Raw genomic sequence first — 20,606 nt, forward strand, 5'->3', positions numbered from 1 at the left:
CGCGGGCCGTAGGTCCCTAAATCGCAGATCACATTTGGGCGGTGATGACTGTCACAGATCACCGGGCCGGAACGGATCCCAGGTGGGGAGGGCGGCCCCTGTGGTGACAGGGACCGCCCGTTTGCTCCTGTTACTGCTGGTGCTTCGGCTGGAGCCTCTGCTCGTGCTTCGGCTGGTGCCGGGCTACTGCTTGTGTCAGCCGTTGTACGTCGGCACGTAGGACGGGGTGACCGAGTCGGCCACGCCCTGGACGCCCGAGACGGCGTTCCCGGCGAGGGACTGCGCGTCGGGGGCCACGGTGCCCGTCAGGTCCTGCGCGAACGGCGAGACCTGGCCGACGACGCCACCGGCGAACGGCTGCACCTCGCCCGTCACGCCGTACGCCAGCTGGTCCGCGCTGCCGCCGATCCCCTGCACGGCGGGCCGCACCTGGTCGGTGACGGTCTGCACGAGCGGCGAGACGGAGCCGACGACACCGCCCGCGAAGGGCTCCACGTCGCCGACGACACCCTGCGCGAACGGCGGGACCTCACCGACGACACCACCGGCGAACGGCTGCACGTCGCCGACTACGCCCTGCGCCAGGTAGGTGGCGTCGTTGACCGCCTGCCCGGCGACCGGCTGGACTCCGGCGACGGCGGTGGCGGCGACGGGCGGCAGCACGGCCGTGGCCGTCTCGTCGACGATCGGGCCTGCGGTCTCCGTGGCGCCCTTCGTGGTGCCCTCGATGTCGGGGGCGAAGGCGGAGAGGGGGCCGAAGAGGTAGTCGACGGAGTCCTCGGGGGTGCTGACGTCGGGCGTGGTGACTGCGGGCGTGGTGACTGCGGGCGTGGTGACGTCGGGCGTGGTGACTGCCGGGGCGGCGGGGGCTTCGGCCTGGGGGAGATCGGCCTTGGGGGCGGCGGACTTCGCTTCGGCGACGGTGGACTTGGCCTCGCCCCGGACACCGGCGACGGTGGACTTCGCCTTGCCGCGGACATCGGCGACGGTGGACTTGGCTTCGCCCCGGACATCGGCGACGTCGCCGGTGACATCCGCGACCGCGTCGGACGCGTTGTCCGGCAGGGCGACGGAGTGCTGGGGGAGCTCGTCCGCGCTGGCCACGGCGGAACCGAGGGCCCAGGCGCCCGTGACACCGGCGGCTATGACGATGGAACGACGGAAGTTCTTGTTCATGCGTGCTTCAGATCCTTCGAACTCTGGCTGTGAATCCGACCCGGACACGTCGAAGAGATCGATACGTCCGGTCGGCGGGCAGACCTTTGCCACCCCCGCGCGGCAGGTCTTCGCGGGGAAAGGGCTGCCCTAGCCAGGGAATTCGGGAATGTCCCGGTGCCGTTCGCGGATCGGCGCGAGGACCTGACCGGCCCCGGCACCCTGCAGAAGCCGCACCGGCGCACGGCTGTCGGACGAGGCGGCACCCGGATCGCCGTGCCGCGTCGAACTCCCGTCCCCGACCGACTGACCAGCCAGGGTCCGCCTCGGATCACCGGGCGCGGGCGGGAACGGCTCGTCCCCGGTGCCGTGCGCGGAGTCCGAGGTGCCACGGTCGAAGAGGGAGGCGGCGCTTGCCTGCTGACCGGCCAGGTACGTGATGCCGGTGCCGACACCGGCACCCGTGCCGTACGAGGAATCGGGGCCGTACGAGGAATCGCCCCGCGCCGCGGACGACTTCCGCGCCTCGTGCGCCCGAGCATCCGCGTCGCTGCGGCCATAGCCAGGCTTGTCGCCGCCCTGCGGCGGCTGGGGCTCGGTGCCGGGATCAGGGCGCGGCAGATCGGGCGTCTCGGGAACGCTCGGCACCCCGCGCATCTCAGGAATGTCCGAGGCCCTGCCCTCGGGCAGCACACGCTGCGGCGCACCCTCGAGAACTCCGGTGACCCCATCGACGACCGGCCGCACCACGTCCCGCGCGGTCCGGCCCACGGGCTCGGCGGCATCGGCCACCGGCTCGCCCACGGACTTCCGTACGGGCTCGACGACTCGCTCACGCGCGGGCTCGACGACCTGCTCACGCGCGGGCTCGGCCACCCGCTCACGCACCGGTTCCGACGCGCGCGTCGACTGCGCGCGCTCCGGAGCCGTTGGCACACCGTCCACCGCGTGCGCGCGCTCACCGCAGAGGAAACCCAGCGCGAGCAGCCCGGCCAGCAACAGCACCACTTGCAGCCCACGCCGCCCGGCCACCGCGCGCATCATGCGCACAGCGGCATCGGGCAGAACGATTACTGCGGGAGTCAAGACGAGGGAAATCCTCTGCTGGGCGAGTGGAGGCGCGGAAGGCAAAGCTCCGGGAGTGAAGCCCGCCGATCCTCGCACGGGCGGCCCGCCCTTGCGCAAGTCCCCCGCTACCGATGCGTATTCATGTCCGGTATGGGAAGTGGCCGCTTCTCGATCGCCGCCGCCATCACCTCCGGGAAGAGGTCCGGAGTACACGCGAAGGCCGGCGCGCCGAGCGCCGAGAGCGCCGCCGCGTGCTCCCGGTCGTACGCGGGTGTCCCCTCGTCGGAGAGCGCGAGCAGCGTCACGAACTGCACACCTGACGCCTTCATCGCCGCGACCCGCTTCAGCATCTCGTTGCGGATGCCCCCTTCGTAGAGGTCGCTGATGAGAACGACGATGGTGTCCGCGGGCCGGGTGATCTGCGACTGGCAGTACGCGAGCGCCCGGTTGATGTCGGTCCCGCCCCCCAACTGCGTGCCGAACAGGACGTCCACCGGGTCGTCGAGCTGATCGGTGAGGTCGACGACGTTCGTGTCGAAGACGACGAGCCGCGTGTTGAGCGACCGCATCGAGCCGAGCACGGCGCCGAACACCGAGGCGTAGACGACGGAGGCGGCCATCGAGCCCGACTGGTCTATGCAGAGGATGACCTCCTTCTTCACGGACTGCGACGCCCGCCCGTACCCGACGAGCCGCTCGGGCACGATCGTCTTGTACTCCGGCAGGTAGTTCTTGAGGTTGACCGCGATCGTGCGGTTCCAGTCGATGTCGTGATGGCGCGGCCTGCTGACGCGGGCGCTGCGGTCGAGCGCGCCGGTGAGGGTGGCGCGGGTGCGCGTGGCGAGCCGCTTCTCCAGGTCCTCGACGACCTTGCGTACGACGGCCCGCGCGGTCTCCTTCGTGGTCTCCGGCATGGCCTTGTTGAGGGAGAGAAGGGTCCCCACCAGATGTACGTCGGCCTCCACGGCCTCCAGCATCTCGGGCTCCAGAAGCAATGTGGACAGCCCTAGCCGCTCAATGGCGTCACGCTGCATGACCTGGACGACGGAGGAGGGGAAGTAGGTCCGTATATCCCCGAGCCAACGCGACACGGACGGCGCGGAAGCCCCGAGCCCCGCCGACCGATCCCGCCCCCGGTCCTTCTTCCCCCCGTCCGCTCCCCCGTACAAGGCACCGAGCGCCCCATCCATGGCCGAGTCCCGCCCGGCGAGCTCACACCCCGTTCCATCGGCAGCACCCCCGCCAAGCACAAGCCGCCACCTCCGCATCCGCTCCCCGGCGGAATCCGACCCCTCACGGCGCTCCACATCCACCGAACCCCCCGGCGCCCCCTCGGCCGCCGCCCCCCGCACGGCGCCCGCGGTCTCCCCTTGCCCCACGCCCACTGCCCCTCCTCGCACAACCTCCGCCGTCACATCCCGCGCCGCGCCCGCGGTTTCGTCCCGCCCCGCGGCCACCGCCCGCCCTTGCCCCACGCCCACGACCGCACCCCGAACCATCACGCCTTGCGCCGAGCCCGCGGCCCCACCTGCCGTCGCATCCAGCGCCCCGCCCGCGATCGCGTCACCCGACGCGCCTTGCCTCGCGCCCCCTGTCCCGCTCCGCGCCACCTCCGCCGTCCCGTCCACAGCACCTCCCGCCGTCACATCCCCCGCCTTGCCCTGCACCACATCCCGTGTCATCAGCCCACCCCGACAAGCTCGTCACCGTCACCAACACTGCCCCCGGACTCCGCCCCGTCGCCGGCAGCGGCAGCGGCACCACGCTCCGTCGCGCTTTCGGCCCCGCCCCCGAGCAACAGACTCAGCACCGGCAGCACCGCATCCGCCCGCTCCTCATCCAGCTCCGCACCAAAGCCGGGTATCCCGCCGGCCACAGCCGAGCCGCCGTCGCCCGCCCCCGGCCCGGTCCCACGCCGCACCAGTTCGCCCAGAGTCCGCCGCACTCCCGGTTCGTACGCCGAGAAGGTGCGCCGCAGCAGTGGCAGAACGTCGGTGAAGGCGCGGTCCGGTACGCCGCTCAGCCAGGCGTCGACCAATCCGAGCAGCCGCTCGTCGTGCACGAGCAGCATTCCGCCGCCCGATCCGCCGCCCACGAACCCCTCGATCCAGGCGGCGGCTTCAGCGGGCTCGGTCCCCCGCGACAGGGCGAGCCCCATGTACCGAGCGGCCTCCCCCTCGGCCAACTCACCGGCGTCCAACAGGATCCGCACACATCGACCCCGCACAACCCCGGCAATACTGTCCCTCTCCCCCAGCACCCTCAGCACGGAGTTCCACCGCCCGCGCATACCGGCGGCGCCACCCGCCGCCACACCCGGGGGCCGCGCAGGCCCGGCACCCAACTCCCCCAGCAGGCCCACCGCCTGGTGAACCGCGTCGACATGCCCCCGCATCTCGACCGCCGCGTCCTGATCGAGCCCCGCGCACGCGGGCGGCAGCCCTACGAACACCCGCTCGGCGAGGCCCACCGCCACCTCGGCAAGGGCAGCCGTGTCCGTACCCCGCACATCCCCGTACCGAAGCGACCTCACCAACGCGGGCAACGCCTGCGCCAGATGCCCGACGTCGGCGTCCAGCGCCGCCCGGTCCGCGAGGACCCGCATCACCACCGGCAGCGCGTCCGGCAACTCCGCCAGCAGACACCGCTCGGCCAGCGCGGTGACATCGGCCAGAGCACGGACCCCGACGGCATCGGCCTCGGCCCGAGCGGTAGCCGCCGCCACCACGGTCGTCCCCCACACCCCCGCCTCCGCCACCCGCACGGAGAGCTCCGGCTCCCACCGCAGCCGCCAGGTCTCCCGGAACGTACCCGTACTCCCCCGCGACACGGCGGGCTCGCCCCAGCCGATCCCCAGCAGCCGGAGGCGATGCAGCAGCGTGCTGCGCGCCGCGTCCGTCTCCTTGCGCAGATCCAGCTCCAACTCCCGTTCAAAAGCCTCCGGTTTCAGCCGGAGCTTCCGCTGGAGCCGCGTGAGATCGCGCTGCAACGGCACCGCCGGCGCTGAGTCCGGCACCTCCCCCAGGACGTCCCCGACGACGAGCTTGTCGTGCACGAGGGAGAGCGGCACGTCAGAGCCCTCGCACATCACCGCACGGACCGCGTCCGTCGTCTCGGTGAGCCCCGGCAGCGGACGCCCCCGCATCGCCGCGAGCGTGTCCGCGAGCCGCACCGCCTCGATGACGTGCGCGGACGACACGAGCCTGTCCTCGTCCCTGAGGAGCCGCGCGACCTTGGTCAGCCAGCGCTCGACGGGGCGGTCGGGCGCGCTGAACAGATGCCCGTACCAACCGGGGGACGCGATCCCCGCGCCGTAACCGCTGGCCCGGGAGAGGCGGCGGTGCGTCCAGGGCACCCAGGTCATGTCGACCTTCACCTTGGGCAGCCCCTTGAGCAGCGCCCGGTCGGCCGCCACGGCCGCCTTCTGCCGCAGCGCGGGCACATGCCACGCCCCGCACACCACCGCGACCTCGTCCACCCCGAACTCCCGCTGTGCCGTGCGCACTTGGATCCGCATGTACGCCTCACGCACCAGGTCACGGTCGTGCCCGCCGATCCCGTACTCCTCGCGCAGCGCCCCCATGGCCTCGCCCAGCGCGTCGAACGGCGCGAACGCGTCCGCGCCCGCACCCCGGTGCTCGACGACGTCCTCCCACCACCGCTCGGGGTCGTCGTACCCGGCGGTCTCCGCGAGCACCGCAAGCGGATCGATCCGCACCGCGTCCACGTCGGCGTCGGCGTCGGCGTCGGCGTCGGCGTCTGCGTCTGCGTCTGCGTCTGCGTCTGCGTCGGCATCGGCATCGGCGTCCGCATCCCCGGCGCCTCCGGGATCGCCCGCCTCCTGCTCCGCCCGCGCCAGCGAATGCGCCGCCGGAAGATCCATAAACCGGACTGGAACCCCTGCCTCCGCGGCCCACTTGATCGCGACCCACTCCGGCGAGAACTCGGCCAGCGGCCAGAACGCCGACCGGCCCGGCTCGTCCACCACGTGCGCGAGCAGCGCGACCGGCGGCCGCATCCCCTCGTCCGCCGCGAGCGCCACCAACGCGTCGGCCTCCGGCGGCCCCTCGATCAGCACCACGCGCGGCGCGCCCTGCTCAAGCGCGGCCCGCACCGCACGCGCCGACCCCGGCCCGTGATGCCGCACCCCGAGCAGCAACGGCCCTCCGCGAGCCCGTGTCGCTCCCCGCACCTCGTCGCTCATGTCCGCCCCCTCTCCGTCCCGCGCGAACCCGCCACCGTCACACCCGCACCCGCACCCACACCCGAAACCGCCTCCAGCACCGCACCCGTCACACACTCACCTCGCGGCACGCGCGGTAGAAGTCCTTCCAGCCGTCACGCTCACGGACCACCGCCTCCAAGTACTCCTGCCAGATCACCCGGTCCGCCGCCGGGTCGCGGACGACCGCGCCGAGGATTCCCGCGGCGACATCGCCCGGTCGCAGCACGCCGTCCCCGAAGTGGGCGGCCAGCGCGAGGCCGTTGGTCACGACGGATATCGCCTCGGCCGTCGAGAGCGTGCCGCTCGGCGACTTCACCTTCGTACGCCCGTCGGCCGTGACCCCGGCGCGCAGCTCACGGAAGACGGTGACGACGCGGCGTATCTCGTCGATGCCCTCGGGCCCGGTCGGCAGGTCGAGCGAGCGCCCGATCTGGTCGACGCGGCGCGAGACGATGTCGACCTCGGCGTCGGCGCTCTCCGGCAGCGGCAGGACCACCGTGTTGAAACGGCGGCGCAGCGCGCTCGACAGGTCGTTCACCCCGCGGTCGCGGTTGTTGGCCGTGGCGATCAGATTGAAGCCGCGGACGGCCTGCACCTCCTGGCCCAACTCCGGTATGGGAAGGGTCTTTTCCGACAAGATCGTGATCAGCGTGTCCTGCACGTCGGCAGGGATGCGAGTCAGCTCCTCGACCCGCGCCGTCATGCCGTCGGACATGGCCCGCATCACGGGACTCGGCACGAGCGCGTCGCGGCTGGGGCCGTGCGCGAGCAGCTGCGCGTAGTTCCAGCCGTACCGGATCGCTTCCTCCGGCGTCCCCGCCGTGCCCTGCACGAGCAGCGTCGAGTCTCCGCTGACGGCGGCCGCCAGATGCTCGGACACCCACGTCTTCGCGGTGCCGGGAACTCCTAGCAGGAGCAGGGCGCGGTCCGTGGCGAGGGTGGTGACGGCGACCTCGACGATCCGGCGCGGCCCCACGTACTTCGGCGATATCACCGTCCCGTCGGGCAGCGTGCCACCGAGCAGATACGTCGCGACCGCCCACGGCGAGAGCCGCCAGCGGGCGGGGCGCGGGCGGTCGTCCTGCGCGGCGAGCGCGGCCAGTTCGGCGGCGAAGGCGTGCTCGGCGTGCGGCCGCAGCGCCTCCGACTCACCCGCGGGCTGGTTCCCGGCCGTAGAGCTCGTCGAGGTCATCGAGGCCGTTGAGGCCGTTGAGGCGACGGACACGGTCATGGAGCGATCCCCCTCCAACTCGTCCGGGCGCATCTGGCCCGGATGTGGTTCCAACCGTGCACCACGCCACTGACAATCGACCCTCGCATCCCTCTGACCTGCACTGACACCGCGTGCGGGGCCGATTGTCAGTGGTGGGATCTACCTTCGATGACATGACTCAGCAGGGGGTGCGCTGGACGGCGGATCAGGTGCTGGCATTGGCGCCTGACGCCCCGTCACGCAAGGCGGGAAGCAAACTCGGCGTCGCCGGCCCATGGTCGGAGGCAGGCAGTTCGGGCGAGGGGACGGTATGGGGACTGTGCAAGGGAAGTGGCAGCAAGCCGTATCAGACGGTCGTCGACATCGCGGACATCACCGGCGCGGCCGGCCCTGCGTACAAATGCAGCTGCCCGAGCCGGAAGTTCCCGTGCAAACACGCGCTCGGGCTGCTGCTGCTCTGGGCGGGTGGCGAGGAGCCATCTGCCCCGATGCCGGACGCGAGGCCGCCGGTATGGGCGGAGGAGTGGCTGGCTGGGCGCCGTAAGAGAGCGGGGACGAAGCGGACTTCGGACGCGGCGCCGGGCTCGGCGCCAGCTGATCCCGAGGCCGCGCGCCACAGAGCGGAGCGGCGGGCCGAGCGGGTCACCGCGGGGGTCGCGGAGCTGGAGCAGCGCCTCTCCGATCTGCTGCGCGGCGGCATAGCCTCCGCAGAGCAGACGGGGTACGGGCTGTGGGAGGAGACCGCGGCCCGCATGGTCGACGCACAGGCGCCCGGACTGGCCTCGCGCGTGCGGGAGTTGGGGGCCATCCCCTCCTCTGGACCCGGCTGGCCGGTGCGGATGCTGGAGGAGTGCGCGCTCCTCCACCTCCTCGACCAGGGCTGGCTGCACCGCGAGCAGCTGCCGGAGGCCCTTGCTGCCACGGTCCGCTCCCGCATAGGCCTGCCTTCGTCGACGCAGGGCCCTGCGGTGCGGGACCACTGGCTGGTGCTCGCGCAGTACGACACGGCGGACAGCAAGCTGACCACCCGCCGGATATGGCTGCACGGCGCGGAGTCGGGCCGGACGGCCCTGCTCCTGTCGTACGGAGCCGCGGGGCGCGCACCCGCGCTCGCGCTCCCGGTAGGCCTGGCACTTGACGCCGAGCTGACCGCGTATCCGGGCGCCGGACAGCTGCGGGCCGACCTGGGCGAGCAGTTCGGCGCCCCCGCCCCGACGACCGCCCGGCCGCCGGGCGTTCGGACGGAGCAGGCCGCGCACCGCTACGGCGAGGTGCTGCGGGACGACCCCTGGCTGGATTCCTGGCCGGTGACGTTGAGCGAGGTGATACCGACCCCGCAACAGGGTCCCGCCTCCGACGGCTGGCAACTGGCGGACGCGGAAGGGGACATGGCCCTGCCCATCACGCCTTCCGCGGCCTCTCGAGCGGGCCTGTGGCGGCTCGTGGCACTCTCCGGAGGCGGTCCGGTGACGGTCTTCGGCGAATGTGGTCACGAGGGCTTCACCCCTCTGACGGCCTGGCCGCGCGGAGCGGGAGAGGCGGTGCCCCTGTGCTGACCATCACGTCTCACGGCTTCGCGCGCGCGAACGTGATCCGCCCGAGAGCCTCCAGAGCCACGACAGCCCCGACAGCCCCGAGAGGGGAGTTCACATGACCGGCACCACCGCACTCACCGAAGCGACCACCGAAGCGACCGTCACCGCCTGGGAAGAGCTGGTCACCGCCGCGCTCCTCGGCACCGACCGCCGCACACCTCCCGTACACGGCCAGGACAAGGACGCACCGACCGCCCTGCTGGACGCCGCCGCCGTGCAGACCGTCCGGCGCAGAGCCGGTCTTCGCCCCGCGCCCGCGGCGACACCTCCCGAGCCGGCCGCGGCCGATCCCAGGCCCCTTGTGCCGCCCACGGCGCGGCGCAGGCTCGCCACGCTGCTCACCGACCACCCCGGTGCGGGCAGCGGCGGGCGTCGAGGCGCGGTGCCCGACCTGATGGAACTGCTGCCGCAATGGCTGGCGCTGGCCAACGAACGCGGCTTCGCGGCGCCGCCCGAGTTGCTTCCGGCCCTCCTGAACGCGGCCCGCGGGCGTACGGACCTCCGGCCCCAGGCCCTCGCCTTCGCGGGCCCGCGGGCGCTGTGGCTCGCGCGGCTCAACCCTGACTGGAAGTTCGCCCTTCGCTCCACTCCTGGCGGCGGGGTGGCCCTGCCCGCCCCCGATGACACGGCTCAGGTCCAGCAACTCTGGGAGGAGGGCCTGTTCGCCGAGCGCGTCGCGCTGCTCGGCGCGGTGCGCGCGCACGCCCCGGCCGCCGCTCGGGAACTGCTCGCCACCACTTGGAGCACGGAACGGGCCGAGGACCGCCTGATGTTCCTCGACTCCCTCCGCACCCTGTGCGGTGCCGACGAGCCGTTCCTGGAACAGGCCCTCACCGACCGCAGCCGCAACGTCCGCGCCACGGCGGCCGAGCTCCTCTCCGCGCTCCCCTCGTCCGCCCTAGCCGCACGGATGGCGGCCCGTGCCGCCTCCTGCGTGGCCATCGACCACGCACAGGGCACGAAGAGCACGCCGACGCTCACGGTCGAGGCGCCGCATGAGTGCGACGCGGGCATGGAGCGGGACGGCGTCACCCCGAAGCCGCCCACTGGGCGGGGCGAACGCTCCTGGTGGCTGGGCCAGTTGGTGGAGTCTGCCCCGCTCAGCACCTGGCCGGAGCGGCTCGGCGGCCGTACCCCCGCCGAGATCGTGGCACTGCCTGTGGCGGACGACTGGCGGAGCGAACTGCACGCCGCGTGGTGCCGCGCGGCCGTGCGGCAGCGCGACGCGGTCTGGTCCCGGGCGCTGCTCGGGGCTCCGTCGTCACCCGACGCGGCGGGTCCCGGCGCGGCGTCACTGGCCGAGCGCGCGAAGCTCCTCGCCGCGCTGCCGGCCGGGGAGCGGGCCGACTGGGTCGCGGGGTTCATCGCGACGCACGGCCTCTCGGAGGCGTTCCAGCTGCTCGGCGTGTGTGCGCTGCCCTGGTCGGGGCCGCTGGGGCGGGCCGTGGTGGATGCGCTGAACATCGCGCGGGACGCCGGGAGTTACCCCTGGAGCTTCAGTGGGGTGATGGGCCTTGCGGAGCGCTGCCTCGACCTGGCGGAGGCGGTCCGTCTCGACGTACTGACCGCGGTTCCGGACGAGCCGGAGGACGCGTCCCCCGGCGCGGGCGGCTACTGGTCGGAGGCCTTCCAGCGCCTGGTCAGTACGTTGCGTCTCCGCGCGGCGATGCGGGCGGAGCTGGGCGCGGCGCCGGAAGATCAGGAGGTGCCGTCATCCTAGGCACCCCCAGTGAGCAGCCGAGGCCGTCGGCCGCCCCTACCGACGAGGCCCCGGCCCCCGACGCGGCGCGGACGCCGTCAGGCCCCCGCCGGCTGGCGGACGTTCGCCCGGACCCAGTCCACGATCGATGCCGTCGTCGCCCCGGGAGTGAAGATCTCCGCGACGCCCTTCTCCTTGAGCGGCGCGATGTCCGCCTCGGGGATGATGCCGCCGCCGAAGACCTTGATGTCCTCCGCGTCGCGCTCCTTGAGGAGCTCGATCACGCGCGCGAACAGCGTGTTGTGGGCCCCGGACAGGATGGACAGACCGATCGCGTCGGCGTCTTCCTGGATCGCGGTGTCCACCACCTGCTCGGGCGTCTGATGCAGGCCGGTGTAGATGACCTCCATACCCGCGTCACGCAGTGCCCTCGCGATCACCTTGGCTCCGCGATCATGACCGTCGAGACCCGGCTTCGCCACCACCACGCGGATCGGACCGGCTGCCACACCCATCACTGCCTCCATGTACCGATATCCATCTGTCCAAGCACTGGCACCCCGTGCCGCACCGGCCGGGGAAGTGAACGAACGTTATCCCCAGCATCTCGCACCCGGCAGTTTCACGGTGGAGAGCGAGGGGGAAATCACACGATGGGACACGTTCGCTGCGCGCCATTCCCGTATCCAGCGGTATACGGACCGCTTCCGGGACGGCGCAAGGGGAGCCGCAACGAGGTCGCCGTACCACCGCGCCGTCAGCTGCGCGCCGGGGTGATGCGGCACATCGGCGATCGCGCCGGTATGCGGGGCGCCACAGGCGCTGACCACGCGCCGTCGTACGGCCTCGCTCACGCCTCCCCACTACGGGCACACGGGGGACAGAGCCGCCCCCTCGCGTGCCGACCGGGAGGTCGACCATGACCATCACGAGGGTCCTGCCCTTTCGCCCGCCCTGCCTCACCCTGCCCGCCAGACTGGCGGGACTCTCCATGGCCCTTCTGAAGGCGACCGCCCTGGAGATGGCGATCCTCGCCGGCCACCTCCTCCTGTACCCCTCGGGCATCGTCCAGGAACGCAGGATCGCCGCCGAACTCCCGCCCACCGACACCCCTCGGCTCCCCGCCGATAGCAGGCCACCGGTCGTCCTCCTGCACGGCTTCATCGACAACCGCTCGGTCTTCGTCCTCCTGCGCCGCTCCCTGGCCCAGCACGGCGGCCAGCACGTGGAGTCCCTCAACTACTCCCCCTTGACGTGCGACATCCGCACCGCCGCCGAGCTGCTCGGCCGCCACATAGAGGAGATCTGCGAGCGCACGGGCCACCGCCAGGTGGACGTCGTCGGGCACAGCCTCGGCGGCCTGATAGCCCGCTATTACGCGCAACGCCTGGGCGGCGACGAACGCGTCCGCACGCTGGTCACCCTCGGCACCCCGCACGAGGGGACCCGTGTCGTGCCGCTGGCCGACGCGCACCCGATCGTGCGCCAGATGCGCCCCGGCTCGGACGTGATCGAAGAGCTGCGCGAGCCCGCGCCCGGCTGCCGGACCCGCTTCGTGAGCTTCTGGAGCGACCTGGACCAGCTGATGGACCCTCTCGAAACGGCCTGCGTCAACCACCCCGACCTGATCGCACAGAACGTACGTGTCTCCGGTATCGGTCATCTCGCCCTGCCGGTGCACCCCGCGGTCGCCGCCGGAATCCGCCAGGCCCTCGACCAGCCTGCTCCGGGGACCACCGCGGCGAACTCCGAAAACGGACAAACGGTGGCCTGAGGAGCGGCGTCCGCACCCCGCGGTGTGGACGTTTTGTCGAACGAACCTCGAACGCAGGGCCAAAGCTGTGCCCACAGTCCGCCGAAAGGCGGCCGAATGCCCGTTTCCTGAGGGCGGGAAACCTGCCGAAGATTGTCGCGCCCGCATACCGCCGGGTACAGTCACCGCACTGCTCTGCCCCTGCTGCCGAGGCGAAAGAGAAGTTGGTGAACGACCGTCACCCGTCGGGGAGCTCGACACCCCCGGCCTCGGCACCCGCCGACTATGCGCCCTACGCGGCGTACGACCAGCAGAGCACCCAGCACGGCGCCTATGGGTACGACGGCTACTCCACCGGAAGCTTCGACACCACAGGCAGCTATGCGCCGGCCGGCCCCGACACCGGAAGCTTCGCGTCCGACCCGCTCTTCGGCGACATGCCCGGCAGTCAGTACGACACCGGCCAGTGGTCCACCACGGGTACTCAACAGACGCTGAACTACGACCCGTACGCAGCCCAGCACCAGACCGCGTACGACACCAGTGGCTACGAGACCGGCAGTTACGACACCAGCGCCATGTGGTCGACCGGCGGATATCAGCACCTGTCCGCCGACATCCCGGCCCAGCCGAGCCCCCACTCCACCGGGCAGTGGGAAGCAGGCGCCTGGGACCAGCCGCAGCAGACGGGCCAGTGGGAGGCCCAGGCCTTCGACACCGGCGCGTACGACGCGACCGCGTGGAACTCCGGCGGTCAGGACCTCCCGCAGGACATCCTGACGCAGGACATGCCGTACGGAGCCGCCGGGACGCACGAGGCGTACGGCACCCCGGAGACACACGAGGCGTACGAGGCACTCGGGACGTACGCGGCGCAGGCTCAGGACACGCCCGGAGCGCACGATACGTACGACACGTACGAGGCGCCCGAAACGTACGAGCATTCGCCTTACGACACCGGGTCCTACGCGTCCGATTCCTACGCCTCCGGTTCTCACTCCTCCGAGGCCTACGCCCAACCCGCTCCTGCCGAGCACGAGTTCACTCCCGACGAGGCTCCCGCCGATTCACTCGGTCCGGTCGAGCCGAGCCGCACCGCCGTCGACGACGAGCCGCCGGTCATGGACCGTTCGCACGGCTCCCGCTCTCGGGCCCGCCGCCGCTCCCCCGCCAAGCGCTCCGCGCTCTTCACCGTCGCCGTGCCCTCCGCCTGCGTGATGGGCGTCGCGGGCATCGCCGCCGCGTCCGTGGGCGACTTCGGCGGCGGCGACGAGAAGGAGGCGCAGGCGGCGACGGCCCCGGACCCGACGTCGGTGCAGCCCTCCGCCGCCAACAACAAGCTGGACACGCAGCTGGCTAACCTCTCCGCGGACGCCGGTGACTTCGCCGACCGCGCGAGCCGCACCCAGGAGCGCATCGACCTCAAGGCGGAGAAGGTCGCCGCCGAGAAGAAGGCCGCCGAGGAAGCCGCGCGCAAGGAGCGCCTGCGCCCCAAGTTCGCGCTGCCGGTGAAGCAGCACGGTCTGAGCGCCTACTACGGACAGGCCGGCATCAACTGGATGTCCGCGCACTCCGGGATCGACTTCCCGGTGTCGTACGGCACCGAGGTGCTCGCCGCGACCGACGGCACCGTCTCCACGAAGTGGAACAGCGCCTACGGCAACATGGCGATCGTGACCGCCAAGGACGGCACGGAGACGTGGTACTGCCACCTTTCCACGCACAAGATCTCCAGCGGCCCCGTCAAGGCGGGTGACCCCATCGCCTTCTCCGGGAACTCCGGCAACTCCACTGGCCCGCACCTGCACTTCGAGGTGCGCCCCGGCGGCGGCTCGGCGATCGACCCGCTGCCGTGGCTGCGCAGCCACGGCCTCGACCCGACGTAATTCAGGGCGCCGCCCGCGGCGACCCGACGTAACTCGGGCCGCCGCTCCCGGCGTTAGAGCTTCTCCACCGGCGCGTACCGCAGCAGGAGCCGCTTCGGCTTGGGCTCTCCGAAGTCCACCGTCGCCTCGGCGTTCGCGCCCGTGCCCTTCACTCCGACCACGGTCCCGAGACCGAACTGGTCGTGCGTGACCCGGTCCCCGACGGCCAGCGCGACCACCGGTTTCTCCGTGGCACGGCGTGTGGCGAAGCCCTGCGCGCCCCCGGTGCGCGAGCGCGACGACGACAAGGAGGAGGCGATTGAGGCCGCGGGCCCAGAGGATGCCGGTGCGCCGATCGAACCCTTCCGCTTCCAGTCCAGGTGGGCCTCAGGGATCTCCTCCAGGAAGCGCGACGGCGGGTTGTACGAAGGCTGTCCCCAGGCGCTGCGCATCGAGGACCTCGTCAGGTAGAGCCGCTCACGCGCGCGCGTGATGCCCACGTACGCGAGGCGGCGCTCCTCCTCCAGCTCCTTGACCTGGCCGAGGGAGCGCATGTGCGGGAAGACGCCGTCCTCCATGCCGGTCAGGAAGACGACAGGGAACTCCAGGCCCTTGGCGGTGTGCAGCGTCATGAGGGTGATGACTCCGGAGCCGTCGTCCTCCTCGTCAGGGATCTGGTCCGAGTCGGCGACGAGCGCGACCCGCTCCAGGAACTCGGAGAGCGTGCCCGACACGCCTGTGCCCGCGCCTTCGGCTGCGCCCTCGCCCTCGCCCTCGGAAGCTGCCTCACCGCTGTCCGACTCGAACTCCAGGGCTACTGCGGCGAGTTCCTGGAGGTTCTCGATACGCGTCTCGTCCTGCGGGTCGGTCGAGGACTGCAACTCGGCGAGGTACCCGGTCCGTTCGAGCACGGCCTCCAGGACCACGGCGGGACCCGCGCCGGACTCGACGATGGTCCGCAGCTCCTCCATCAGCACGTTGAACCGCTTGACCGCGTTCGCCGAGCGGGCCGCCATTCCGTACGCCTCGTCGACACGCTTCAGCGCCTGCGGGAACGAGATCTTCTCGCGCTGCGAGAGGGCGTCGATCATCGCCTCCGCGCGGTCACCGATGCCCCTCTTGGGTACGTTCAGAATGCGCCGCAGCGGGACGGAGTCCTCCGGGTTGGCGAGCACGCGCAGATACGCGAGGACGTCCCGGACCTCCTTGCGCTCGTAGAAGCGGACGCCGCCGACGACCTTGTAGGGCAGGCCGACGCGGATGAAGATCTCTTCGAAGACACGGGACTGCGCGTTCGTCCGGTAGAAGATCGCGACGTCGCCCGCCTTCGCGTCGCCCGCGTCGGTGAGCCGGTCGATCTCGTCGGCGACGAACTGCGCCTCGTCGTGCTCGGTGTCGGCGACATAGCCGGTGATGCCCGCGCCCGCGCCCGCGTTGGTCCACAGGTTCTTGGGGCGGCGGCTTTCGTTGCGCTCGATGACGGCGTTGGCCGCGGTCAGGATCGTTTGCGTGGAGCGGTAGTTCTGCTCGAGGAGGATCGTCGTCGCGTTCGGGTAGTCCTCCTCGAACTGGAGGATGTTGCGGATCGTGGCGCCGCGGAAGGCGTAGATCGACTGGTCCGCGTCACCCACGACGCACAGCTCGGCCGGGTCGTCACCCTCGCCCCCGGAGGGGCCCACCAGCTCGCGCACCAGGGCGTACTGCGCGTGGTTGGTGTCCTGGTACTCGTCGACCATCACGTGCCGGAAGCGGCGGCGGTAGTGCGCGGCGACGTCCGGGAAGGCGCGGAGCATGTTGACCGTCGTCATGATCAGGTCGTCGAAGTCGAGGGCGTTCGCCTCGCGCAGCCGCGACTGGTACATCGCGTACGCCTGGGCGAGCGTCTTCTCGAAGCCGTCGGCGGCCTGGCCGGCGAAGGTCTCCTCGTCGATCAGCTCGTTCTTCAGGTTCGAGATCTTGGCGCTGAAGGACTTCGGCGGGAACTTCTTCGGGTCGATGTCCAGATCGCGGCAGACCAGCGCCATCAGGCGCTTGGAGTCGGCGGCGTCGTAGATCGAGAAGGAGGAGGTGAAGCCGATCGTCTTCGACTCGCGGCGCAGTATCCGCACGCACGCACTGTGGAACGTCGACACCCACATCGCGTTGGCCCGCGGACCGACGAGCTGCTCGACGCGCTCCTTCATCTCGCCCGCGGCCTTGTTCGTGAACGTGATCGCCAGGATCTGCCCCGGGTGCACGTGCCGCTCGGCCAGGAGATACGCGATGCGGTGCGTCAGGACCCGGGTCTTTCCGGAGCCCGCGCCGGCGACGATGAGCAGCGGGGAACCCGCGTGCACGACGGCCGCGCGCTGGTTCTCGTTCAGCCCGTCGAGGAGGGCCGCCGGGTCGATCACGGGGCGCGGGGCCCCGCCGCGGTAGTGCGCGTCCCTGGGCACGGGCGCGTCGAACTTCCCGTCGAACAGATCATCCGGAACGGACTCCGGAGCACTGTCCTCGGGCGGCGGCGGGTGCTCTTCCTCCGAAGCCCGCGAGGGCTTGAGGTCCGCCAGGAAGCTGTCATCAAAGAGGCTGCTCATCGCCTCCCGAGTCTAGGCGGCCCCACTGACAACCCGCCCCGGGTTCCGACCACTCTCCTCGCCTACGCCCCGCCCGCGGACGGTCACACTCCGCCACGGCACGGCGTGCCCGCGTCAAGAGCTTCGCAAAGTAACGAAAATGTATCGGGCATATCGAACATCAACCTTCACACGGGCCACACGAGTTGGCTAGCGTGCTCCGCGGGCTGCTCGTACTCCCACCGGCGAACCCCGCCGGGAACGGGCGGCCTCCGCCGAGTTCGATCTCCTCGGAGCCGGGGACCCACGATGAACTTGGGGTGAATCGGTCCCGTACGAAGTACGGGACCGTAGGGCAACCTTCCGGAACCACCCGCCCGAACCCGACAGCTAACCCGGTAGGCGGTCTACGGAAGGAGTCGCCTCCCTTGGCGTCGCACCGCAAGCCGCGGACCCGCATTGCCGGCCTACGCACCGCCCCCGCCCTCGGCATCACGACGGCGGCCCTCACCTCCGTGGCCCTGCTGTCACAGAGCGCGCAGGCCGCACCCTCCGCGCCGCAGAAGCCCAGCCTCGAAGAGGTGCAGAAGAAGGTCGACGACCTCTACCACCAGGCGGGCGTGGCCACACAGAAGTACAACTCGGCCAAGGAGCGCACCGACAAGCAGCGCAAGAAGGTCGACACCCTCCTCGACGACGTGGCCAAGCGCACCGACAAGCTGAACGAGGCCCGCCAGGAGCTGGGCACGTTCGCCGCGGCCCAGTACCGCACCGGCGGAGTCTCCGAGACCGCCACGATGATGCTCGCCGACGACCCGCAGGGGTACTTCGACCAGAACCACCTGTCGGACCGGCTGACCGCGCGCCAGAAGAAGGCGGTCGACGAGTACCAGACGCAGCAGGCATCGGCGACGAAGCAGCGCACGAAGGCCGCCAAGAGCCTGGAGACGCTGAGCGACTCGCGGGACGAGCTCAGGACGAGCAAGCAGACCGTCCAGAAGAAGCTGGGCCAGGCGCGCACGATGCTCTCGGAGCTCACGGCCGAGGAGAAGGCGCGGCTCGCGGCGATCGAGAAGAAGAAGGAAGAAGAGGCCAAGCGCAAGGCCGCCGAGCTGGCCCGCAAGCAGGAGGCCGAGGCGGAGGCCAAGCGCAAGGCGGCGGAAGAGGCCGCGGCGAAGGAGCGTGAGAAGAACAAGGAGACCCCGGACTCCGGCTCCGGTTCTGACACCGGCTCCGGCACTGGTTCGGGCTCCGGCTCCGGTGACACGGACAGCGGGTACGCGACGAAGGCAGCGAAGGTCATCGACTTCGCCGAGGCACAGATCGGCAAGCCGTACGTATGGGGCGCCACCGGCCCGGACTCCTACGACTGCTCCGGGCTCACCCAGGACGCGTGGAAGGCCGCGGGGATCTCCCTGCCGCGTACGACGTGGGACCAGGTGAAGGTCGGCACGACCGTGAAGACCGCCGATGCCAAGCCAGGTGACCTGGTCTTCTTCTACGACGACATCAGCCACGTAGGGATCTACATCGGCGACGGCAAGATGATCCACGCCCCGAAGCCGGGCACGAACGTCCGCGTCGAATCGATCTACTACATGCCGATCCACAGCGTCGTGCGGCCCGCGTAACCACCTCACCCGTAAGCGCCCTACGAGAAAACGGCCCTCCACGTGCGCGTGGAGGGCCGTTTTCTGCGGGCAAGTCTTCTACAGCGTCTTCTGCGGGCAGGCGGGATCAGGTCCAGAGCACCGCGATGAAGATGTTCACGACGGTCAGCAGCCCGACGGCGCCGAACATCCCTTTGTCCACCTTCTCCTCGTCCCGTTTCACGTAGACCAGGGCGAGGATCACGATCAGCACCGCCATCTTGATGCCGATCTTGAGGTTGTTGACCGGGTTGTCGTCCGCCTGGTTGAGACCCACCAGGATCACACCGGTGACGAGCATCGTCAGCGCGCCGTGCAGCATCGCGGGGTTGAAGCGGGCCGTGCCCTGGCCCATCTGCTTCATCTGGGTGAGGAAGCCGCCCAGGAGCGAGGCGATGCCGATGATGTGCAGGCCGACGAAGAGGTGGGTGAGAACGTCCATGGTTCCGGAGCCTAGCCGGGGCCTTATCACCGCTCCGTGGCCAGGTGGGCCACAAGCGCCGCATCGGTCACGCGCGTACGCGAAGGGCGCACGGTCCGGCGGATCGCCCAGTCACATACAGCTGCCGTCCGGAACACTTCCGCCAGTTGCGCACAATCCGTCACCAAGCCGTGACGGCCAGGTTTAGCGTCCTTCGTCAGGTGACCGGCTCCCCACCGCCGCTCGGACCAGGGGCGGCAGTCGGACACCACCGCCGAGAATCCGGTGGCGGTCCGCTCCCCCTGTGCGGGCCGCCGCCGGAACCTTAAGGAGCTCCCTTCGTGGCAGCGCACCGCAAGCCCAAGCAGCGCTCGCTCAGCGGCCATACGGCCCGTACCGCCGCCACCATCGCCTTCGCCGGGGCCGCCACGGCAACCGCCCTGGACGGCACAGGACATGCCGATCCGCGACTCGGCCCGGCCGAGGTGAAGTCCAAGGTCGACGCGCTCTACCGCGAGGCTGAGATCGCCACCGAGAAGTACAACGGCGCCAAGGAGAAGGCCGACAGCGCCGAGAAGTCCCTCGGTGAACTGCGTGACGAGGCGGCCCGCAAGACGGAGAAGCTCAACTCGGCGCGCGAGGGCCTCGGTTCGATCGCCGCCGCGCAGTACCGCAGCGGCGGCATCGACCCGTCCGTCCAGCTCGCGCTCTCCTCCGACCCCGACCAGTATCTCGAGCGCGCCGCGCTCGCCGACCGGGCCGACAGCCGCCAGGCCGCGACGGTCAGCGCCGTACAGAAGCAGCTCCAGGAGATCGACCAGCTGCGCACCGAGGCCGACGACACCCTCGCGCACCTCAAGTCCCGCCAGGCGGAGCTGAAGAAGCACAAGAAGACCGTCAACGGAAAGCTGGACGCGGCCAAGCGGCTCCTGTCTCAGCTGACCGACGACCAGCGCACGGACCTCTCGGGCGACGGCACACAGGAGAGGGCGTCCCGCGACGCGGCCCGCGATGGCTCGCCGGACACACCGGCCGCCAACTCCCGTGCCTCAGCGGCCGTCTCGTACGCCTACAAGGCGCTCGGCAGCCCCTACGTATGGGGCGCCACCGGCCCGGACTCCTACGACTGCTCCGGGCTCACCCAGGCCGCCTACCGGTCGGCTGGGGTCGACCTGCCGCGCACGACGTACGCCCAGATCGCCGCGGGCGAACGGGTCCCGCGCTCCCAACTCCAGCCCGGCGACCTGGTCTTCTTCTACCAGGGCATCAGCCACGTCGGCCTCTACGTGGGCAACGGCCAGATGATCCACGCCCCGAACCCGAGCGCACCGGTACGCCTCGCGCCGATCAGCCAGATGCCGTTCGCGGGGGCGACGCGGGTGGCGTGAAGGCCATCGGGGGCCGCCAC

The 20,606-nt window shown here is 71.1% G+C and carries 14 protein-coding genes and 1 riboswitch; of the genes, 6 read left to right on the forward strand and 8 right to left on the reverse strand.

Features of this window, described 5'->3' with window-relative positions:
• Positions 1–195 precede the first annotated feature (195 nt).
• The 5 genes from AC5P1C_RS16335 to AC5P1C_RS16355 form a co-directional block, all read right to left on the reverse strand.
• On the reverse strand, positions 196–1,176 hold the full coding sequence (locus AC5P1C_RS16335; RefSeq protein ID WP_493866546.1) for a hypothetical protein: 981 nt from the start codon (positions 1,174–1,176) through the stop codon (positions 196–198).
• A 129-nt stretch (positions 1,177–1,305) separates the two neighbouring features.
• The gene (locus AC5P1C_RS16340; protein WP_493866547.1) at positions 1,306–2,241 is read right to left on the reverse strand and encodes a hypothetical protein; all 936 of its coding nucleotides are present in this window, start codon (positions 2,239–2,241) and stop codon (positions 1,306–1,308) included.
• Between the two features lie 107 nt (positions 2,242–2,348).
• Positions 2,349–3,491: a vWA domain-containing protein gene (locus AC5P1C_RS16345; protein ID WP_493866621.1), complete on the reverse strand. Its 1,143-nt coding sequence runs from the start codon at positions 3,489–3,491 to the stop codon at positions 2,349–2,351.
• Between the two features lie 413 nt (positions 3,492–3,904).
• Entirely contained in the window at positions 3,905–6,427 is a 2,523-nt protein-coding gene (locus AC5P1C_RS16350; RefSeq protein ID WP_493866548.1) for a DUF5682 family protein, read from the reverse strand.
• Positions 6,428–6,515: 88 nt separating this feature from the next.
• Positions 6,516–7,640, reverse strand: a complete 1,125-nt coding sequence (locus AC5P1C_RS16355; protein ID WP_493866622.1) for an ATP-binding protein — start codon at positions 7,638–7,640, stop codon at positions 6,516–6,518.
• 194 nt (positions 7,641–7,834) lie between these two features.
• On the opposite strand from AC5P1C_RS16355, the gene AC5P1C_RS16360 reads away from it, so the two are divergent.
• Together AC5P1C_RS16360 and AC5P1C_RS16365 are read left to right on the forward strand one after the other, a co-directional pair.
• On the forward strand, positions 7,835–9,217 hold the full coding sequence (locus AC5P1C_RS16360; protein ID WP_493866549.1) for an SWIM zinc finger family protein: 1,383 nt from the start codon (positions 7,835–7,837) through the stop codon (positions 9,215–9,217).
• 94 nt (positions 9,218–9,311) lie between these two features.
• Positions 9,312–10,976 (forward strand): DUF5691 domain-containing protein, encoded by a 1,665-nt coding sequence (locus tag AC5P1C_RS16365; RefSeq protein WP_493866550.1) that lies wholly within the window; start codon positions 9,312–9,314, stop codon positions 10,974–10,976.
• Between the two features lie 77 nt (positions 10,977–11,053).
• On the opposite strand, the gene icmB is transcribed toward AC5P1C_RS16365, so the two are convergent.
• Positions 11,054–11,470, reverse strand: a complete 417-nt coding sequence (gene icmB / locus AC5P1C_RS16370) for a coenzyme B12-dependent isobutyryl CoA mutase small subunit (RefSeq protein WP_160506729.1) — start codon at positions 11,468–11,470, stop codon at positions 11,054–11,056.
• A gap of 404 nt (positions 11,471–11,874) precedes the next feature.
• Here icmB and AC5P1C_RS16375 point away from each other — a divergent pair, with 404 nt between their 5' ends.
• Positions 11,875–12,729: a lipase family alpha/beta hydrolase gene (locus tag AC5P1C_RS16375; RefSeq protein WP_493866551.1), complete on the forward strand. Its 855-nt coding sequence runs from the start codon at positions 11,875–11,877 to the stop codon at positions 12,727–12,729.
• Between the two features lie 206 nt (positions 12,730–12,935).
• On the forward strand, positions 12,936–14,594 hold the full coding sequence (locus AC5P1C_RS16380; protein ID WP_493866552.1) for a M23 family metallopeptidase: 1,659 nt from the start codon (positions 12,936–12,938) through the stop codon (positions 14,592–14,594).
• Between the two features lie 53 nt (positions 14,595–14,647).
• On the opposite strand, the gene pcrA is transcribed toward AC5P1C_RS16380, so the two are convergent.
• Positions 14,648–17,149, reverse strand: a complete 2,502-nt coding sequence (gene pcrA, locus AC5P1C_RS16385; RefSeq protein ID WP_493866553.1) for a DNA helicase PcrA — start codon at positions 17,147–17,149, stop codon at positions 14,648–14,650.
• A gap of 242 nt (positions 17,150–17,391) precedes the next feature.
• A riboswitch (cyclic di-AMP (ydaO/yuaA leader) is annotated at positions 17,392–17,548 on the forward strand.
• Between the two features lie 8 nt (positions 17,549–17,556).
• Between pcrA and AC5P1C_RS16390 the strand changes: the two genes are divergently transcribed.
• Positions 17,557–18,759, forward strand: a complete 1,203-nt coding sequence (locus tag AC5P1C_RS16390; RefSeq protein WP_493866554.1) for a C40 family peptidase — start codon at positions 17,557–17,559, stop codon at positions 18,757–18,759.
• A gap of 106 nt (positions 18,760–18,865) precedes the next feature.
• Here the strand turns inward: AC5P1C_RS16390 and AC5P1C_RS16395 are convergent, their stop codons facing one another.
• Positions 18,866–19,219: a hypothetical protein gene (locus AC5P1C_RS16395; RefSeq protein WP_190084477.1), complete on the reverse strand. Its 354-nt coding sequence runs from the start codon at positions 19,217–19,219 to the stop codon at positions 18,866–18,868.
• A gap of 320 nt (positions 19,220–19,539) precedes the next feature.
• Here AC5P1C_RS16395 and AC5P1C_RS16400 point away from each other — a divergent pair, with 320 nt between their 5' ends.
• Positions 19,540–20,586 (forward strand): C40 family peptidase, encoded by a 1,047-nt coding sequence (locus AC5P1C_RS16400; protein WP_493866555.1) that lies wholly within the window; start codon positions 19,540–19,542, stop codon positions 20,584–20,586.
• The last annotated feature ends 20 nt before the right edge of the window (positions 20,587–20,606 follow it).

The sequence above is a fragment of the Streptomyces sp. A18 genome (genome assembly GCF_059026065.1).